Below are 17,965 nucleotides of genomic sequence, written 5' to 3' on the forward strand. Positions count from 1 at the left end.
TATAAAAGCCGGTGTACGAAAGTGCATCGGCTTTTTTATTGCTGACGATAAATTCGTCAACTATCGAATGTGTATTAATTGTCCTGCCAAACCCGGTCAGGCGAAATCGATGCGTTGCGTGAATACTTTCAATGCCTGAAAAGCATGCATTTTTTCACACATCGCTGCAGCCCTTGTGGCGCGTGGCTTTGCTGGAAATGATCAATTCACATATTCCATAAAAGCCTATGCATAACGTTAAAGATTACTTTCGGAGATAAGCGTCAAGCCCAATGATTCACCCAGCGATCTGCCGTGGGGGATTCAACAAACGGCAGCTCAGCCTTTTTGTAGAGAACGCAAAAAAGACCGCAGGGAGTGAATCAATGGGCAATGTCCAGACCGCCGCCAGCGCACAGGAATTGCTGTGGCGTCAGACGCCGAGTGGCGAATTGGTCGATCTCGGCCGACCGCATCGCGTGCCGTTGGGGCAGTTGCGTTTGCAGCGCGCGCCTAAAGGCATTCTGAGTCGCCGCGAGACGATTCTGCTCGGTGTGCTGGCGTTGGTGGTGCATGGCGTGGTGATCTACTGGATCAGCCAGAAGCCGACGCCGGTGTTGCCGATTGTGCCGCCGGAAATTCCACCGATGACCATCGAGTTTTCGCGCCCGGCACCACCCGCGCCACCGGTTGTCGAGCCACCACCGCCTGCGCCTGTGGTCGAGCCACCGCCGCCAGTAGAAGACGAACTGGCGGTAAAGCCTCCACCGCCCAAACCGGTTCCGAAACCCAAGCCGAAACCTGTGGCTAAACCGGTTCCGAAACCGGCGCCAAAAGCTGTTGAACAGCCACCTGCACCGCCCCAACCGGCAGCACCGGCCGCCGCGCCAGCTCCACCTGCACCACCCGCACCAGCACCGGTGACACCGGCGTCAGCCAACGCCGCCTACCTGAAAAACCCCGCGCCGGAATATCCGTCGCTGGCTCAGCGTCGCGGCTGGGAAGGCACGGTGTTGTTGCGCGTGCATGTGCTGGCCAGCGGCAAACCGGGCGAGATTCAGATTCAGAAAAGCAGTGGCCGGCAACAACTCGACGAGGCAGCGCTGAACGCCGTGAAACGTTGGAGTTTTGTCCCGGCCAAGCAGGGTGATGTCGCTCAGGACGGCTGGGTCAGCGTGCCCATCGATTTCAAGATTCATTAAACCGAAACCAAATTCGCGCTAAACGTTTACACGAGGGAACACATCATGACGTTACTGGCATCTCCACTGGAATCCATCGAAAGCGCGGTGATCTGGCTGCTGGTGGTTTTTTCCGTCGCCACCTGGGGTCTGGCACTGCTCAAGGCTGTGCAGTTCGGCCGTCTGAAAGCACAGGATCGGCGCTTTCATAAACGCTTTTGGGCGGCGTCGAGTCTGGATTCCGCCGCCGAGTTGAGCGAAACCCAACCCGGCGCAGCAGCGCGGGTGGCACAGGCCGGTTACGCGGCGATTCAGGTCGGTGAGGCGCCGCAGACGAATGATTTGAGCCAGGCGATCAACCATCAGGATCGACTGGAACGTGCCTTGCGTCAGCAGATTGTCCGCGAACGGCGTTCGCTGGAGACCGGTCTGGCGGTGGTTGCGAGTATCGGTAGTACGTCGCCGTTCATTGGTCTGTTCGGCACGGTGTGGGGAATCATGGAAGCGTTGAAAGGCATCAGCGCGGCAGGCTCGGCGAGCCTGGAAACGGTGGCGGGTCCGATCGGTGCGGCACTGGTTGCGACCGGCGTGGGTATCGCCGTCGCGGTACCGGCAGTGCTGGTTTACAACTACTTTCTGCGGCGTTTGAAACTGACCGCCGCCGATCTGGATGACTTCGCCCACGACTTCTACAGCCTGGCGCAGAAGAGTGCGTTCCGCGTGCTGATTCATCCGACGGCGCACAAGGTTGCAGCGCAAGGCAGCGCGGCAAAAGTGAAGGAGGCGTCCTGATATGGCCTTCTCCACGCAAGACAGTGATGAGGTGCTCAGCGAGATCAACGTGACGCCGCTGGTGGACGTGATGCTGGTGCTGCTGGTGGTGTTTATCGTCACCGCGCCGCTGCTGACCAACGCGATACCGATCAACCTGCCGAAGACCGAAGCGGTAGCGCCGGTCGAGCAGAAAGACCCGCTGGTGGTGAGTATCGATGGCGCCGGCAAGCTGTTTATCAACAAGGATGAGATTCAGCCGGACTTGCTCGAATTCAACCTCAAGTCGGCCAAGGCCAAGGACCCGGAAGTGCGCGTGCAGTTGCAGGCGGATGACGGGGTGAACTACGGGGAAGTGGCGCGGGCCATGGCCTCGATCGAGCGGGCGGGGATTACCAAGTTGTCGGTGATCACTGCGCGTTAACAGAATTTACGTTTTTCCGGGGCCGTCTCCTTGGCAGGGTGCGGCCCTTTTTTTATCCGTTTTATTGCCCATACCACCCACCCATGTGGGAGCGAGCCTGCTCGCGAAGGCGTCATTCGCCACAACATCAACGCCGATGGGTACATCGTATTCGCGAGCAGGCTCGCTCCCACAGGTTTTGCATTTCATATTCTTTTAAGGTCTTAATAAATAGCTTCTTATTCCTTAACGAATATAAATCCCGTCCCTATACTCGCTCAGGAACAGACACGCAGGAGAGCTCCCCCATGCGCAACGAATCAATTCGCTACCTGATTGTGCCGGGCTGGCAAGGATCGCCAGAAGATCATTGGCAAAGCCACTGGCAGAACAGCCTGCCGAACAGCGCGCGGGTGGAACAGGCCGACTGGCTGACGCCTCGCCGTGAAGACTGGGTCGCCGCGCTGGCCGAGGCGATTGCCGCCGACAGCACGCCGGTCATCCTCATCGCACACAGCCTTGGCTGCGTCACCGTTGCCCATTGGGCGGCGACTGCGCCGCTGCAATACCTGCGTCAGGTACGCGGTGCCTTACTGGTCGCGCCGGCAGATGTCGAGCGCCCGACCTGCGCGCCGGCACTGCGCAATTTCGCACCGATTCCGACCGATCTGCTGCCATTCCCGAGCCAGGTGGTCAGCTCCGACAACGACGCCGCCGTCAGTGCCCCGCGTGCTTTGGAACTGGCGCGCAACTGGGGCGCAGAGGCCGGAATTCTGGCCGGCGCCGGACACATCAATGTGAAGTCCGGGCATCAGCGCTGGGAGCAGGGTTTTGCTTATCTCTATCGCCTGCAAAACCGTATGGAAGACCACGCACGCCGTCGCGCCTGATTTTTTATTTCTTTAAACGCCCCCGTCTGCCGGCGGTTCTGGGCGGGAGTCTGCCATGAGTTTCGATACTTTCGGTCAGCCGTTGCTGACCTTTCCCGATGCCGAAAAAAGCCCCCTGAGCATTCGCGCCAAAGCGCTGGTGTTCGTTGATCCGCGCTCGCGTCAGTTGCGTGAAGAGCTTGAGCAATTGGCGCCGCGCTCGGTCTCGGTACTGATCCGTGGCGAGACGGGGACCGGTAAAGAACTGCTCGCCCGCCACATCCATCGCGCCAGTGATCGCAGTGGCCTGTTCGTTTCAGTCAATTGCGGTGCGATCAGCCCGACTTACGCCGACGCCGAACTGTTTGGCTACGCCGCCGGCAGCTACACCGGCTCGGCCAGCAGCCGCGCGGGCTGGTTCGGCTCGGCCAATGGCGGGACGTTATACCTTGATGAAATCGGCGACCTGCCGCTGCCGATCCAGATCAAATTGCTCGCCGCCCTGGAAAACCACGAAGTCACCCGCGTTGGTGCGCATCAGCCGAGCCCGGTGGATGTACGGCTCGTCGCGGCGACCAGCATCGATCTGGCGCAAGCGGTGGACGCCGGGAAATTCCACGAGCGGCTCTATCACTACCTCAGCGAAGGCCAATTGGAACTGCCGGCCCTGCGTGCGCGAATCGGTGACATTCTTTCGCTGGCCGAATATTTCCTCGGCATTTACAGCCAGCGCCTGGATCTGCCGGTGCCGCTCATCAGCGAAGCGGCGCAACACGCGCTGGAGCGACACAGTTGGCCGGGCAACACCCGCGAGCTGGAAAACGTCGTTCACTTTGCTTTGCTGGTGAGTTCCGGTGACGAGATTCTGCCGGAACATCTGAACCTTCCCGATGCGTCTGGGCCGCAGGTTCAGATCGAAAGACTGGTCAGGCAAACCAACATCGGCGGTAGCGTCGATGAGCGTAAGGCGTTGAAAGAACTGCTGATTAACCTGAGCCAGACGCTTTGAGCCATTTTGTTATGTATGAACAAAATGGAATATCAAAGTGAATAAACGTTATTGTCCGGGAATAAAAAATCCGGGTATTGTCCGCTTCACGCCAGAGATAGCACTTCACTGGCACTCGTATTAATAGCCGTCGCCATCAGCGATCGTGATTCTCGATAAGGACACTGCATGAAAAAGGTTCTGTTGTTTACTGCACTGGCGGCTGCTCTGACGGCTTCCCTGGCTCAGGCCGGTGAGAAACTGGTCGTTGCGGCGACCCCGGTCCCGCACGCTGAAATTCTAGAGTTGATCAAACCGACCCTGGCCAAAGAAGGCGTGGATCTGGAAATCAAAGTCTTCACCGACTACGTTCAGCCAAACGTACAGGTTGGCGAGAAGCGTCTGGATGCCAACTACTTCCAGACCAAGCCTTACCTGGACAGCTTCAACGCCGGTAAGTACAAGGACGACAAGTCCAAGTACCTGGTAACTGTTCAAGGCGTACACGTTGAACCGTTCGGCGGCTACTCGAGCAAGTACAAAAAACTGGCTGATCTGCCGGACGGCGCAACCATCGCCATCCCGAACGAAGGCAGCAACAGCGGCCGCGCTCTGATCCTGCTGCAGAAGGCTGGCCTGATCGAACTGAAAGATCCGAAAAACGCTCTGGCAACGCCGAAAGACATCGCCAAGAACCCGCACAACTTCAAGTTCAAGGAACTGGAATCGGCCCTGCTGCCACGCGTTCTGAAGGAAGTTGATCTGGACATGATCAACACCAACTACGCGCTGGAAGCCAAGTTGAATCCGACCAAGGATGCGCTGGTGATCGAAGGTGCAGATTCGCCTTACGTGAACTTCCTGGTGGCCCGTGAAGACAACAAGAACAGCGACGCGATCAAGAAACTCGCCGCTGCCCTGACCAGCCCTGAAGTCAAAGCGTTCATCGAGAAGAAGTACAACGGCGCGGTACTGCCGGCGTTCTGATCTGACGCTTGAACCACCCCCTTCAAGGTGTGAAAACGCCGATGGCCAGCGATGGTCATCGGCGTTTTTGTGTGCACGACTTTTAGCTTGCGAATGATCCTGTGGCGAGGGGATTTATCCCCGATCGGCTGCATAGCAGTCGTGAAATCAGTCAACACGGTGCATCTATAGCCCGATATCTGGGGCCGCTTCGCAGCCCATCGGGGATAAATCCCCTCGCCACAAAGTCAGCAGCCAGAAGCAAAGATCGCAGCCTTCAGCAGGTCCATGTAGGAGCCGCCGAAGGCTGCGATCTTTTGATCTTGATTGTGTCAGGCCGCTTGGGTTTTCAAAGCCCGGCGCAACGCCACCAACAATTTCACAATGTCCTGCGGATCCAGTCGCTGCGGCACTTTTACGTCCATGTTGTCTTCCTTGTAATGGTTTGGCCGAGGGAGTCTGGCCAAAAGCTGTTCGTCCTTGGAGGGCTTTCGTGAAAAAGAGACCCTTCCTACAGCGCAAAGGAAAATAGCCTTCTTATTCCTTCCCGGCAAACCCACAAGATAGTTTTTTGGGTGATATCAATATGCTTTAACGGTATTTAAATTCTTGTTTTTATACCTATAAAGTCACTGCCTGCCGGACAGTTACCCGCTGCCCATGGACTGCACCACCGTCGCTTACCGAGCGGCGTACAGGACGTTTCATGACTTTCGATTACGCTTTTATCCTCAGCACCCTGCCGGCGTTTCTAAAAGCCGTGGGCGTGACGTTGCAGGTTGGTTTTATCGCCATCGGCACGTCGTTGCTGGTGGCGCTGCTCAACGCGACGATTCTGGTGTTTCGCACGCCTTACTTGCAGCGCGCTGTCGGCCTGTATGTGGAGCTGGCGCGCAACACACCGCTGCTGATCCAATTGTTCTTCGTCTACTTCGCCTTGCCGGCAGTGGGGATTCAGGTCTCTGGCTTCACCGCCGCGATCATCACCATGACTTTCCTCGGCGGCGCTTACCTCACTGAAGTGCTGCGTGCGGGCGTCGATGCGGTGCCGCAGGCACAGTTGGAATCAGGTCGTTCCATCGGCCTGTCGCACGGTCAGTTGCTGCGCTACGTGATCCTGCCGCAAGCGGGGATTCTCAGCCTGCCGTCACTGTTCGCCAATTTCATTTTCCTGCTCAAGGAAACCACCGTGGTCTCGGCGGTGGCGGTGCCGGAAATCCTCTACACCACCAAAAGCTACATCGCGCTCTATTACAAAACCTACGAAATGCTCGCCGTGCTGACGCTGATCTGCGTGTTGCTGTTCTTGCCGCTGTCACTGTTGCTCAGCCGTCTGGAAAGGAGGCTCCAGCATGGCCAGTTCGGGTCTTGAATTGCTTTGGGTGTCGTTGCCGCAACTGGCAAAAGGCGCCGGGCAAACCCTTTCGATTTCGTTTCTGAGCATCGCCATCAGCACTGTCGGCGGTGTTCTCTACGGTGTGCTGCGCACGCTCAACGTGACGTGGCTGAATGCGATCCTGCGGGTCTATCTGGAGCTGTTCCGGGCGATCCCGGTGCTGGTCTGGTTGTATCTGCTGTTCTTCGGCCTGCCGATTTTCTTTGGTCTGAGCCTGCCGAGTTTCTGGTGCGCGGTGCTGGTGCTGTCGTTGTGGGGCGCCAGCGAGGTCGGTGAAGTGGCGCGTGGTGCGTTGCATTCGTTGCCACGCGGGCAGCGTGAAGCGGGACTGTCGATTGGTCTGAACGCACCGCAACTGTTCGGCTACGTGCTGCTGCCGCAAGCGCTGAAGCGCATGACGCCACCGACCATCAACGTCTACACGCGCATCATCAAGACCAGTTCACTGGCGGTGCTGATCGGCGTGGTCGATGTGATCAAGGTCGGTCAGCAGATCATTGAGCGCACCTACGAATCAGTGCTGATTTACGGCGCGCTGTTCCTGTTTTTCTTTTTTATCTGCTACCCGCTCTCGGCCGCCTCGCGCGTGCTGGAACGGCGCTGGACGCAAGCATGAGCGCATTGATCGAGTTTCACGGTTTCAACAAATTCTACGGCGAGCAGCAAGTGCTCAACGGCATCGACCTGCAGGTGAAGTCGGGCGAAGTGATCGTCATCCTCGGCCCCAGCGGCTGCGGTAAAAGCACACTGCTGCGCTGCCTTAATGGTCTAGAGGTTGCTCACAGCGGCAGCCTGAAGTTTGCCGGTCGCGAGTTGCTCGACACGGCCACCGACTGGCGCGAAGTGCGTCAGCAGATCGGCATGGTGTTCCAGAGTTATCACCTGTTCCCGCACATGAGCGTGCTCGACAATTTGTTGCTCGGCCCGCTGAAAGTACAGAAGCGCCAACGCCGCGAAGCGCAGCAGCAAGCCGAAGCCCTGCTCGAACGCGTGGGCCTGGCGGACAAGCGCGATGCGTATCCAAGGCAGCTCTCCGGTGGCCAGCAGCAACGCATCGCCATCGTCCGTTCGTTGTGCATGAACCCACGGGTCATGCTTTTCGACGAAGTCACGGCGGCCCTCGACCCGGAGATGGTCAAGGAAGTATTGCAAGTGATTCAGGGCCTGGCCCGCGAAGGCATGACCCTGCTGATCGTCACCCACGAAATGGCCTTCGCCCGCGCGGTGGCCGACCGCATCGTGTTCATGGATGCCGGACGCATCCTTGAACAGACCCCGCCCGAGATTTTCTTTACGAACCCGCAAACCGCACGCGCGCAGCAGTTTCTGGAGAAGTTCTCCTTCGTTGCAACACTGCCAAAAACGAATCCGACAAAGGAACTGGAACCGCTATGAAAACTGCCAAGTCATCCCTGTTTGTACTGCCGCTGCTCGGCCTCGCCCTGCTGGCTGGCTGCAACAAGACCGAAGAGCCGGCCAAGCCGAAAGTCGCCAGCGAAAGCACCGCGCCGGCCGGTTATCTGGACAAGATCAAGGCCCGCGACAAACTCATCGTCGGCGTCTTCACCGACAAGCCGCCATTCGGTTTCGTCGATGAAGCGGGGCGCTACGTCGGTTTCGATACCGACATTGGCCGCCAATTCGCCAAGGATCTGTTGGGCGACGAGAACAAGGTCGAATTCGTCGCGGTGGAACCTGCCAGCCGCATTCCGTTCCTGCAAAGCGACAAGGTCGATCTGATCCTCGCCAACATGACCGTGACCCCGGAGCGCAAGGAGGCGGTGGAGTTCACCAATCCGAACCTCAAGGTCGCCGTGCAGGCACTGGTGCCGCAGAACAGCTCGGTGAAAAGCCTCGATGACCTGGCGACCCGCACGACCATCGTCACCACCGGCACCACGGCCGACATCTGGCTGACCAAGAATCACCCGGACTGGAAACTGCTGAAATTCGAGAAAAACTCGGAGTCGCTGCAAGCCCTGGCCAATGGTCGCGGCGATGCCTACGCGCAGGACAATCTGGTGCTGTTCAGCTGGGCCAAACAGAACCCGGGTTACCGCGTGCTGGATGAAAAGCTCGGGGCCGAAGCGCCGATTGCGCCGGCAGTGAAGAAGGGCAACGTCGAACTGCGTGACTGGGTGAATACCGAGTTGGCCAAGCTCGGTGAGGAGAAGTATCTACTCAAGCTGTACGACCAATATGTACGTAAAGAGCTGAGCGATGACACCAAGCCTGAGAGCGTGATTGTTGAGGGTGGCAAGTGGCAGGGGTGATTTCCTGTTGATGATCGTTCCCACGCTCCGCGAGGGAATGCCTCCTGGGACGCTCTGCGTCCAGTGGCGCAGAGCGTCACGGGCTGTATTCCCACGCAGAGCGTGGGAACGATCAGTGGTGATTAGTCAGGCCAATGCCACGCCGGCTCATCCAGCACCCGCTGCCCGACAATCCCGGTCTGCCCCAGCGTTTTCTCCAGCACGATGCAATTGCACTCGGGGTCTTCCTGCAACGCCGAAATCAATCGCCGCGCGTGGGACACCACCCACACCTGACATTCCTCCGAGGCGCGAATGATCAACCGCGCCAGCGCCGGCAACAGGTCTGGATGCAGACTGGTTTCCGGCTCGTTCAGCACCATCAGTGACGGCGGCCGTGGCGTCAGCAACGCAGCAATCAGCAGCAGATAACGCAAGGTCCCGTCCGACAACTCGGCGGCGGACAATGGCCGCAACAGCCCTTCCTGATAAAACTCGATGGCAAAGCGTCCACCGGCCAGCGGCGCGATGTTCAGTCGTGCGCCGGGAAACGCGTCGCTGATCGCCGCCTGCAAAGCATCCGGGTCGCCGATTTCGCGGATCGTCTGCAACGCCGCCGCCAGGTCCCGCCCATCGTGATGCAAAACCGGCGTGCGCGTGCCCAGTTGTGGCTGACGCACCGGGGCATCGGCGTCGCTGCGAAAGTGATCGTAGAAGCGCCAGCGGCGGATGAACTCGCGCATCTGGAACACTTCCGGCGAGCTGCGCAGGCTGCCGACCTGATCGAACAGGCTGTCGAAATTCGGCGTGTGTTGCGCAAGCACATCCCAGCTGCGGCCTTCGCGAGCGCGGATCATCGGCCCGTCGCGATCCACCAACAGGCTGGCCGGGCGATAGAACGGCCCGGCCCAGATGCATTCCTTTTTGATTTCCGGGTCGAGGGAAAAAAACGAGTGGCTGGGCTCGGGCAAGCCCAGGGCGATTGAATAACTGAAATCCTCCCCGGCAAACCCCAGACGCAGACGCTTCACGCCTTGACGCACGGTTGGCTCGATCGCCACTTCGCCGTTGCGCATGCGTCGGCTGATGGTTTCCGGACCGGCCCAGAACGTCGAGTCCAGCCCGCCCTCACGGGCCAGCGCATTGACCACGCCGCCCTGCGCGGTCTCGGCCAACAGACGCAAGGCGCGGTAGAGGTTGGATTTGCCACTGCCGTTGGGGCCGGTGATCAGATTCAGCCGACCCAGCGGGATTACCAATTTATTGATCGAGCGGTAATTGGCCACCGCGAGGGTCTTGAGCATGGGCGTTTCCTTATGCCTGAGCCGCTAGTTTGCCGCGCTGGTACCTATGTGGCGAGCGAGCTTGCTCGCGCCCGGTTGCGCAGCAGTCGTAAAGCGGCCGCCACGTTTTAACAGAAAGAGCGTGACGGTGGGCTGTCGGGGGCGCTTCGCACCCCAGCGGGAGCAAGTTCTCTCGCCACAGGAATCATGGCGAAAATTGCGTTATTCCCGTGAGCGAACGTTGAACCCTGTTCTAAGCTCACAGTCGTATCGTCACTTGCACGTTCGTACACAGGAAGGAGTCTGCATGGCGAGTCCCGGTTTGAAAACAGCGGTCATGCTGAGTCTGTTCACATTGCTGACCGCGTGCGGGGAGAAAAAAGCGCCGCAGGAATACCTGCCACGCGTCTTCGTGCAAGAGGTCAAACCCGCGGACTACGCGGCTGCCGTGACCCTCACCGGCGATGTGCAGGCGCGTGTGCAGACCGAGTTGTCGTTCCGCGTCGGCGGCAAGATCATCCAGCGCATGGTCGATGTCGGTGACCGGGTGACGGCCAGACAAGTGCTGGCCAAACTCGATCCCAAGGACTTGCAGACCAACGTCGACTCGGCGCAGGCCCAAGTGGTCGCCGAACAGGCGCGGGTCAAGCAGACCGCTGCGGCATTCGTGCGTCAGCAAAAACTGTTGCCCAAGGGTTACACCAGCCAAAGCGAATACGATTCCGCGCAGGCGGCGTTGCGCAGCAGCCAGAGCGCGTTGAGCGCGGCGCAGGCGCAACTGGCCAATGCCAAGGATCAACTGAGTTACACCTCGTTGATTGCCGACGCCCCCGGGATCATCACCGAGCGCCAGGCCGAGGTCGGCCAAGTGGTGCAGGCCACGGCGCCGATGTTCAAACTGGCCCGTGACGGTGACCGCGACGCGGTCTTCAATGTGTATGAATCGCTGTTGGCCGAGCGGCCGTCGGATCGCTCGATTGTGGTCAGCCTGCTCGACAATCCCAATATCAAAACCACCGGCACCGTGCGAGAAGTCACCCCGGCGGTGTCGGCGCAGTCCGGCACCGTGCAAGTCAAAGTCACCCTCGACAAACTGCCGCCGGGCATGCAGCTCGGCTCGGTGGTCAGCGCCACCGCCAAAGGCTCCGGCAAATCGGCGGTCGAGTTGCCTTGGTCGGCGCTGACCAAAAACATCAGCGACCCCGCCGTGTGGATGGTCGACGAGCAAGGGCTGGCGCAATTGCACACGGTCACGGTCGGCCGTTACCTGACCGGCAAAGTGATCATCAGCGAAGGCCTCAAGGGCGGCGAGAAAGTCATCGTTGCCGGCGGACAGTTGTTGCACCCCGGCATGAAAGTCGAGATTGCCGAAAACACCTATAAGGATCTGCAACCGGGAGCACAGCCATGAAGTCTCTATGGCTGTTATCCGTAGCAGTGTTGTTGGCCGGGTGCTCGAAGAAAGAACCGCCGCCCGAGCCTGTGCGCCCGGTGCTGTCGATCAAGGTTCAGGCGTTGAACGAGGAAACCCTCGGACGTTTTGCCGGCAGTATTCAGGCGCGCTACGAGAGCAACACCGGTTTCCGTGTCGGCGGGCGTATTGCCAGCCGTAACGTCGATGTCGGCGCCGAAGTGGAGAAGGGCACGCTGCTCGCCACCCTCGATCCTTCCGACCAGCAGAACCAGTTGCGCTCGGCCCAAGGTGATCTGGCCAAGGTGCAGGCGCAACTGATCAATGCGCAGGCCAACGCCCGGCGTCAGCAAGCCCTGTTTGATCGCGGGGTCGGCGCGCAGGCGCAACTGGACATCGCCACCACGGATCTGAAAACCACCCAGGCCTCGCTTGAGCAGGCGCGGGCGGCGGTCAACCAGAGCAAGGATCAACTCGACTACACCCAGTTGCGCTCTGATCACAAAGCCGTGGTCACCGCGTGGAATGCCGAGGCCGGGCAAGTGGTCACCGCTGGTCAACAAGTGGTGACGCTGGCGCAACCGGACATCAAGGAAGCGGTGATCGACCTGCCGGACACGCTGGTCGATCAGATCCCCAGTGACGTGGTGTTTCTTGTCGCCGCGCAACTCGATCCGAGCATCAACACCACAGCGGTCATCCGCGAAATCGAACCGCAGGCACAAAGCGCTACACGCACCCGTCGTGCGCGGCTGACCCTGGCGGATACACCGCCCGGGTTTCGCCTCGGCACCGCGATCAGCGTGACCCTCAGTTCAGCGATCAAGCCACGCATCGAATTGCCAGCGACAGCGCTGCAAGAGGTCGACGGCAAAACGCGGATCTGGGTGATCGACACCCAAAGCAAAACCGTCAGCCCCCGCGACGTCAGTCTCGTCAGCCGCACCGACAGCACGGTGGTGCTGGCCGGCGGCGTGAAAAATGGCGAACGCGTGGTCAGCGCCGGCGTCAACAGCCTCAAACCCGGACAACCCGTGAAACTTGACGAGGACAGTCAATGAAAGGCTCTTTCAACCTCTCCGAATGGGCCCTCAAGCATCAGTCGTTCGTCTGGTATCTGATGTTCGTGGCATTGCTGATGGGGGTGTTTTCGTACTTCAATCTGGGTCGTGAGGAAGACCCGTCGTTCACCATCAAGACCATGGTGATCCAGAGCAAATGGCCGGGTGCGACCCAGGAAGAAACCCTCAAGCAGATCACCGACCGCATCGAGAAAAAACTCGAAGAGCTCGACTCGCTCGACTACGTGAAAAGCTACACGCGCCCCGGTGAGTCGACGGTGTACGTGTACCTGCGCGACACCACCAGCGCCAAGGACATCCCGCAAATCTGGTACCAGGTGCGCAAGAAGATCGATGACATTCGCGGTCAATTTCCCAAGGGTATTCAGGGGCCGGGATTCAACGATGAGTTCGGCGACGTCTATGGCTCGGTCTACGCGTTTACCGCCGACGGCCTGACCATGCGCCAGTTGCGCGACTACGTGGAACAGGCGCGGGCCGAGATCCGCAATGTACCCGGGCTGGGTAAGATCGAGATGGTCGGCCAGCAGGACGAAGTGATTTACCTGAACTTCTCCACACGCAAACTGGCGGCGCTGGGCATCGATCAGCGCCAGGTGGTGCAGAGCCTGCAATCGCAGAACGCGGTGACGCCGGCCGGGGTGATCGAGGCCGGTCCGGAGCGCATTTCCGTGCGCACTTCGGGGCAGTTTGCTTCGGAAAAGGATCTGGCCGAGGTCAATCTCAAACTCAATGACCGCTTCTATCGTCTGGCCGACATCGCTGACATCAGCCGTGGTTACGTCGACCCGGCCACCCCGGAGTTTCGTTTCGACGGCAAACCGGCGATCGGTCTGGCGATTGCCATGCAGAAGGGCGGCAACGTTCAGGAGTTCGGCAAAGCCCTGCACGCGCGTATCGATCAACTCACCGCTGATCTGCCGGTAGGCGTCGGCGTGCACACGGTTTCCGATCAGGCCGTGGTGGTGGAAGAGGCTGTTGGCGGTTTCACCAGCGCCTTGTTCGAAGCGGTAATCATCGTTCTGGTGGTGAGCTTCATCAGCCTCGGTGTACGCGCCGGTCTGGTGGTGGCGTGCTCGATTCCGCTGGTGCTGGCGATGGTGTTTGTGTTCATGGAATACAGTGGCATCACCATGCAGCGGATTTCCCTTGGCGCACTGATCATCGCCCTCGGCCTGTTGGTCGACGACGCGATGATCACCGTGGAGATGATGGTCACGCGCCTGGAAATGGGCGAGACCCGGGAGCAGGCGGCCACGTTCGCCTACACCTCGACGGCATTCCCGATGCTCACCGGCACGCTGGTGACCGTGGCCGGTTTCGTGCCCATCGGCCTCAACGCCAGCTCTGCCGGTGAATACACCTTCACCCTGTTCGCGGTAATCGCCGTGGCGATGTTGGTGTCGTGGGTGGTAGCGGTGTTCTTTGCGCCGGTGATCGGCGTGCACATTCTCAGCGCCAACGTCAAACCCCATGCGGCCGAGCCCGGTCGCATCGGTCGTGCGTTCAACCATGGCTTGTTGTGGTCGATGCGCAACCGCTGGTGGGCGATCGGCATCACGGTGGTGTGCTTTGTGCTGGCGGTGTTTTGCATGCGCTTTGTGCAGAACCAGTTCTTCCCGTCCTCTGATCGCCCGGAGATTCTGGTCGATCTGAACCTGCCGCAAAACGCCTCTATCGATGAAACCCGCAAGGCTGTCGACAAGCTTGAGGAAAGCCTCAAGGGCGATCCGGATATCGTGCGCTGGAGCACTTACATCGGCCAGGGCGCGATCCGTTTCTACCTGCCGCTCGATCAGCAACTGCAAAACCCGTACTACGCGCAACTGGTCATCGTCAGCAAAGACTTCGAGGCCCGCGAAGCGTTGAGCCAGCGCTTGCGTGAGCGTTTGCACAAGGACTTCGTTGGCATCGGCAGCTACGTGCAGGCGCTGGAAATGGGCCCGCCGGTGGGGCGCCCGATCCAGTACCGGGTCAGCGGCAAGGACATCGATCAGGTGCGCAAACACGCCATCGACCTCGCCACCGAGCTGGACAAGAACCCGCACATCGGCGAGATCATTTACGACTGGAACGAGCCGGGCAAAGTCCTGCGCATCGACATCGCCCAAGACAAGGCCCGCCAGCTCGGGCTGTCGTCCGAAGACGTGGCGAACCTGATGAACAGCATTGTCAGTGGCTCGCCGTTGACCCAGGTCGATGACGATATCTACCTGATCAACGTGGTCGGGCGCGCCGTGGATTCCGAACGCGGTACCCCGGAAACCCTGCAAAACCTGCAAATCGTCACGCCCGGCGGCACGTCGATTCCGCTGCTGGCGTTCGCCACTGTGCGTTATGAACTGGAACAGCCGCTGGTGTGGCGTCGCGACCGTTTGCCGACCATCACCATTAAGGCGTCGGTGCGCGACGAGATCCAGCCAACCGATCTGGTGAAACTGCTCAAGCCGTCCATCGATGCCTTCGCCGAAAAACTCCCGGTCGGCTACAAAGTCGCCACCGGCGGTACGGTGGAGGAGAGCGGCAAGGCGCAAGGGCCGATCGCCAAGGTGTTGCCGCTGATGCTGTTCCTGATGGCGACGTTCCTGATGATCCAGTTGCACAGCGTGCAGAAGATGTTCCTGGTGGCGAGTGTCGCGCCGCTGGGGCTGATTGGTGTGGTGCTGGCGCTGGTGCCGACCGGTACGCCGATGGGCTTCGTGGCGATTCTGGGGATTCTGGCGCTGATCGGCATCATCATCCGCAACTCGGTGATTCTGGTGACGCAGATCGATGAGTTCGAGCAGAAAGGCTACGCGCCGTGGGACGCGGTGGTGGAAGCCACCGAACACCGGCGCCGCCCGATCCTGCTGACCGCAGCGGCGGCGAGCATGGGCATGATCCCGATTGCCCGGGAAGTGTTCTGGGGGCCGATGGCCTACGCGATGATTGGCGGCATCGTGATTGCGACGCTGCTGACGCTGCTGTTTCTGCCGGCGCTGTATGTGGCCTGGTACAAGATTCGTGAGCCGAAGAAGGACTCATCGTCATCGAGCCATTGATTGCGCCCGTTACATCTTTGGGAACGGTCTGACTTCCAACCACGGTCGATTGCTTTATCGTCCTTCCTCCGTTTGGGGGAGGGACGCCTGATGTCGACTGTTGCTTGCTGGTTGCGCCAACTGCTGCTGATGGTCGGCCTGTGCCTGCCACCCTCGTTGCACGCCGAGACGTTTCTGCAAAATTCGCTGTGGCGGGTGCAGATCGACCCAGCGACCCTCGCTGTGCAAGTCACTCCGACCAACAGTGCAGCTGTGCAGACCTCGTCTGGTGTTGAAGCACACAAAGTCAGCAACCTGGTACAGCGTGGTAATCACCTCGACTGGCACTGGGACGACGGCGCTTGGTCCCTCAGCGTCGATCTTGATGAGCGTGACCTGTCCTTTTCTATCAGCGCTCGTGATCCCGCCGAACTCGATTTTTTGCGCCAACCCGGCACTGCCATGGGCAAAGGCTTGATCTGGCCCTTGGCCGAAGGGCATTACGTACCGCGTGGCGATCCGGTCTGGCAGGCGTTTCTGTTGAATCAGGGGCCGCTCAACAGCACCCAGGATCTGAGCCTGCCGCTGTGGGGTGTCGAACACGAGGGTTTCAGCCTCAACTGGTTGCTGGGCAATCCCTACAACAATCAACTGCTGTTCAGTGCCGACGGCGACACGCTGGCGTTGGCGGTGCGGCATCAATTCACGCCACTCGCTCCTTCGACGCCGCTGACGTTCAGTCTGTATCTGGGCGAAAGCGACCCGTTGGCGGGAGCCAGACGTTACCGGCAATGGCTGATTGATAACGGTCGTTATGAAACCCTTGCCGGCAAACTTGAGAAAACTCCGCAGGCCGCCAAGCTGCTGGGAGCCAGTCATATCTACCTGTGGGGCAATGATCTACTGGGGCAAAAAGATGTGCAAAACTGGCCGGCACTGCTCGGCAAGTTACGTGGCCAGACGCCTTTGGCCAGTGCGCTGCGCGCCGGCATGGACCGTGAATCCTTGCAGCTGCTTGCCAGCGAAACGGTGCTCAATCGCTACCAGCAAACTGTCGTGTTGCGTGGCCTCAACCGTGCGCTGAACACCCAGGCGCGTAAAACCTGGCAAGCCCGCGCCGAGCCGGACGTACGGGCATTGGTCAAAGGTTACGCAGTGCTGCGCGGGGAACTGGCTGACCAGTTCGCCGAAGCCTTGACTGTCGATCCCAAGCGTTGGGGCAACAGCCTGTCGCTCGATACGGTCGAGCGCTTGCAAAGCGCCGGGCTGTCGCGCTTGTGGCTGGGACTTGGCGAGGGCTGGGAGGGCGGACTCTGGCACCCGGAGGCGGTTAGCGCAGGCGTCAAGGCGGGGTATCTGATCGCGCCGTATGATTCTTACGAAACTGCGCTGAGCCGGGACGAGAACCCCGACTGGACCACGGCGCATCTGGGCGACAGGGCGAACATCGAGTGCGCCATCGTGCTGGAAAGCGGTGTGATGAAGAGCGGCTTTCAGCAGTCGGGACATTACACCGACCCCCGTTGCGTGCGTCCTTTGCTGGAACAGCGGGTCAAAGCCATCAGCACTGCCGCCGGTTTCAACAGCTGGTTCCTCGACGCCTATGCCACAGGCATGGTGTTCGACAGCTACCGTCCCGGCGCCACCATGACTCAGGCACAAAACGCCGAAGGTAACGTCGAAGCTTCGCGCTGGATCAACCAGGCATTGCAACTACCCAGCGGCTCCGAAGACGGCAACGCAACGACGGCTCAAGGCGTGCTGTTCGCCCATGGCATGCAGACGCCGGTGATCGGTTGGGGCGACGCCGACATGAGCAAGAACCCTGATTCCGAGTACTTCGTTGGCAAATGGTATCCGCCTGAGCAACCGGCCGTGTTCTTCAAGTCTGTACCGATCAAAGAGCCGTATCGGCGTCTTCATTTTGATCCGGCCAGCCGTTTACCGTTGTACCAGGCGGTGTTCCACGGGTCGCTCATCACCACGCATCACTGGCTTTATGACAGTCTCAAGCTGAGCAATGTACGGGTGGAGAATGAACTGACTCAGTTGCTTTACAACGTACCGCCGCTCTATCACCTGAGTGCGGCAACGCTGGCGCAACGCTTACCGTTGATTGCGCGTCAGGATGCGTTCTTCCGCCCGCTGCACGAGCGCCTGGCGATGCAGAGCCTGATCGGTTTCAAATGGCTGAGCGAGGATCGACGGGTGCAGCAGACTTCCTTTGAAGACGGCACTCGGCTGTTGGCCAATTTCGATCAGGCTTCGCGTGAAGTGCTCGGCCAGACTTTGCCCGGTGAAAGCATTACGGTATTGACGCCCGACGGGGCCGTCAGCCGCTACCGCGTGCAGTCTTCGCCCTGA

15 protein-coding genes are annotated in these 17,965 nt (G+C 59.7%); 14 read left to right on the plus strand and 1 reads right to left on the minus strand.

Translation table 11 applies throughout. The annotated features are described in order from the left end of the window. The first annotated feature begins 365 nt into the window (after positions 1-365). The 10 genes from ACVVH8_RS01120 to ACVVH8_RS01165 all read left to right on the plus strand — a co-directional run bounded on the left by ACVVH8_RS01120 (position 366) and on the right by ACVVH8_RS01165 (position 8,826). Complete coding sequence (locus ACVVH8_RS01120; RefSeq protein ID WP_475228101.1) at positions 366-1,181, plus strand: energy transducer TonB; 816 nt, start codon at positions 366-368, stop codon at positions 1,179-1,181. A gap of 45 nt (positions 1,182-1,226) precedes the next feature. Next, positions 1,227-1,952: a MotA/TolQ/ExbB proton channel family protein gene (locus tag ACVVH8_RS01125; protein ID WP_475228104.1), complete on the plus strand. Its 726-nt coding sequence runs from the start codon at positions 1,227-1,229 to the stop codon at positions 1,950-1,952. Position 1,953: 1 nt separating this feature from the next. Further along, a complete protein-coding gene (locus tag ACVVH8_RS01130) occupies positions 1,954-2,355 on the plus strand; it encodes an ExbD/TolR family protein (protein WP_003220570.1) in 402 nt (133 codons plus the stop codon). Positions 2,356-2,642: 287 nt separating this feature from the next. Next, complete coding sequence (locus ACVVH8_RS01135) at positions 2,643-3,224, plus strand: alpha/beta hydrolase (RefSeq protein ID WP_042557103.1); 582 nt, start codon at positions 2,643-2,645, stop codon at positions 3,222-3,224. Positions 3,225-3,279: 55 nt separating this feature from the next. After that, entirely contained in the window at positions 3,280-4,212 is a 933-nt protein-coding gene (locus ACVVH8_RS01140; RefSeq protein ID WP_475228108.1) for a sigma 54-interacting transcriptional regulator, read from the plus strand. A 168-nt stretch (positions 4,213-4,380) separates the two neighbouring features. Continuing rightward, positions 4,381-5,178, plus strand: a complete 798-nt coding sequence (locus tag ACVVH8_RS01145; RefSeq protein WP_027611172.1) for a MetQ/NlpA family ABC transporter substrate-binding protein — start codon at positions 4,381-4,383, stop codon at positions 5,176-5,178. Between the two features lie 685 nt (positions 5,179-5,863). Then, a complete protein-coding gene (locus ACVVH8_RS01150; protein ID WP_213027212.1) occupies positions 5,864-6,529 on the plus strand; it encodes an amino acid ABC transporter permease in 666 nt (221 codons plus the stop codon). Continuing rightward, the gene (locus tag ACVVH8_RS01155; protein ID WP_103304103.1) at positions 6,510-7,169 is read left to right on the plus strand and encodes an amino acid ABC transporter permease; all 660 of its coding nucleotides are present in this window, start codon (positions 6,510-6,512) and stop codon (positions 7,167-7,169) included. Before ACVVH8_RS01150 ends, ACVVH8_RS01155 begins: the two co-directional genes overlap by 20 nt. Then, positions 7,166-7,948, plus strand: coding sequence for an amino acid ABC transporter ATP-binding protein (locus ACVVH8_RS01160; RefSeq protein ID WP_213027213.1), 783 nt, complete (start codon positions 7,166-7,168; stop codon positions 7,946-7,948). Before ACVVH8_RS01155 ends, ACVVH8_RS01160 begins: the two co-directional genes overlap by 4 nt. Further along, entirely contained in the window at positions 7,945-8,826 is an 882-nt protein-coding gene (locus tag ACVVH8_RS01165; protein ID WP_103304105.1) for a transporter substrate-binding domain-containing protein, read from the plus strand. The genes ACVVH8_RS01160 and ACVVH8_RS01165 overlap by 4 nt, the downstream gene beginning before the upstream one ends. Before the next feature lie 122 nt (positions 8,827-8,948). Here ACVVH8_RS01165 and ACVVH8_RS01170 read toward each other — a convergent pair whose 3' ends face one another. Beyond that, complete coding sequence (locus tag ACVVH8_RS01170) at positions 8,949-10,109, minus strand: AAA family ATPase (RefSeq protein ID WP_475228111.1); 1,161 nt, start codon at positions 10,107-10,109, stop codon at positions 8,949-8,951. 286 nt (positions 10,110-10,395) lie between these two features. On the opposite strand from ACVVH8_RS01170, the gene ACVVH8_RS01175 reads away from it, so the two are divergent. The 4 genes from ACVVH8_RS01175 (at position 10,396) to ACVVH8_RS01190 (ending at position 17,965) form a co-directional block, all read left to right on the plus strand. Next, positions 10,396-11,499: an efflux RND transporter periplasmic adaptor subunit gene (locus tag ACVVH8_RS01175; RefSeq protein ID WP_103304107.1), complete on the plus strand. Its 1,104-nt coding sequence runs from the start codon at positions 10,396-10,398 to the stop codon at positions 11,497-11,499. Beyond that, positions 11,496-12,560: an efflux RND transporter periplasmic adaptor subunit gene (locus ACVVH8_RS01180; RefSeq protein WP_103304108.1), complete on the plus strand. Its 1,065-nt coding sequence runs from the start codon at positions 11,496-11,498 to the stop codon at positions 12,558-12,560. Before ACVVH8_RS01175 ends, ACVVH8_RS01180 begins: the two co-directional genes overlap by 4 nt. Then, positions 12,557-15,622, plus strand: a complete 3,066-nt coding sequence (locus ACVVH8_RS01185) for an efflux RND transporter permease subunit (protein ID WP_213027216.1) — start codon at positions 12,557-12,559, stop codon at positions 15,620-15,622. The genes ACVVH8_RS01180 and ACVVH8_RS01185 overlap by 4 nt, the downstream gene beginning before the upstream one ends. A 90-nt stretch (positions 15,623-15,712) precedes the next feature. Further along, positions 15,713-17,965: a glycoside hydrolase gene (locus ACVVH8_RS01190; RefSeq protein WP_103304110.1), complete on the plus strand. Its 2,253-nt coding sequence runs from the start codon at positions 15,713-15,715 to the stop codon at positions 17,963-17,965.

This window comes from Pseudomonas trutticola BRTCR10, from assembly GCF_056155105.1.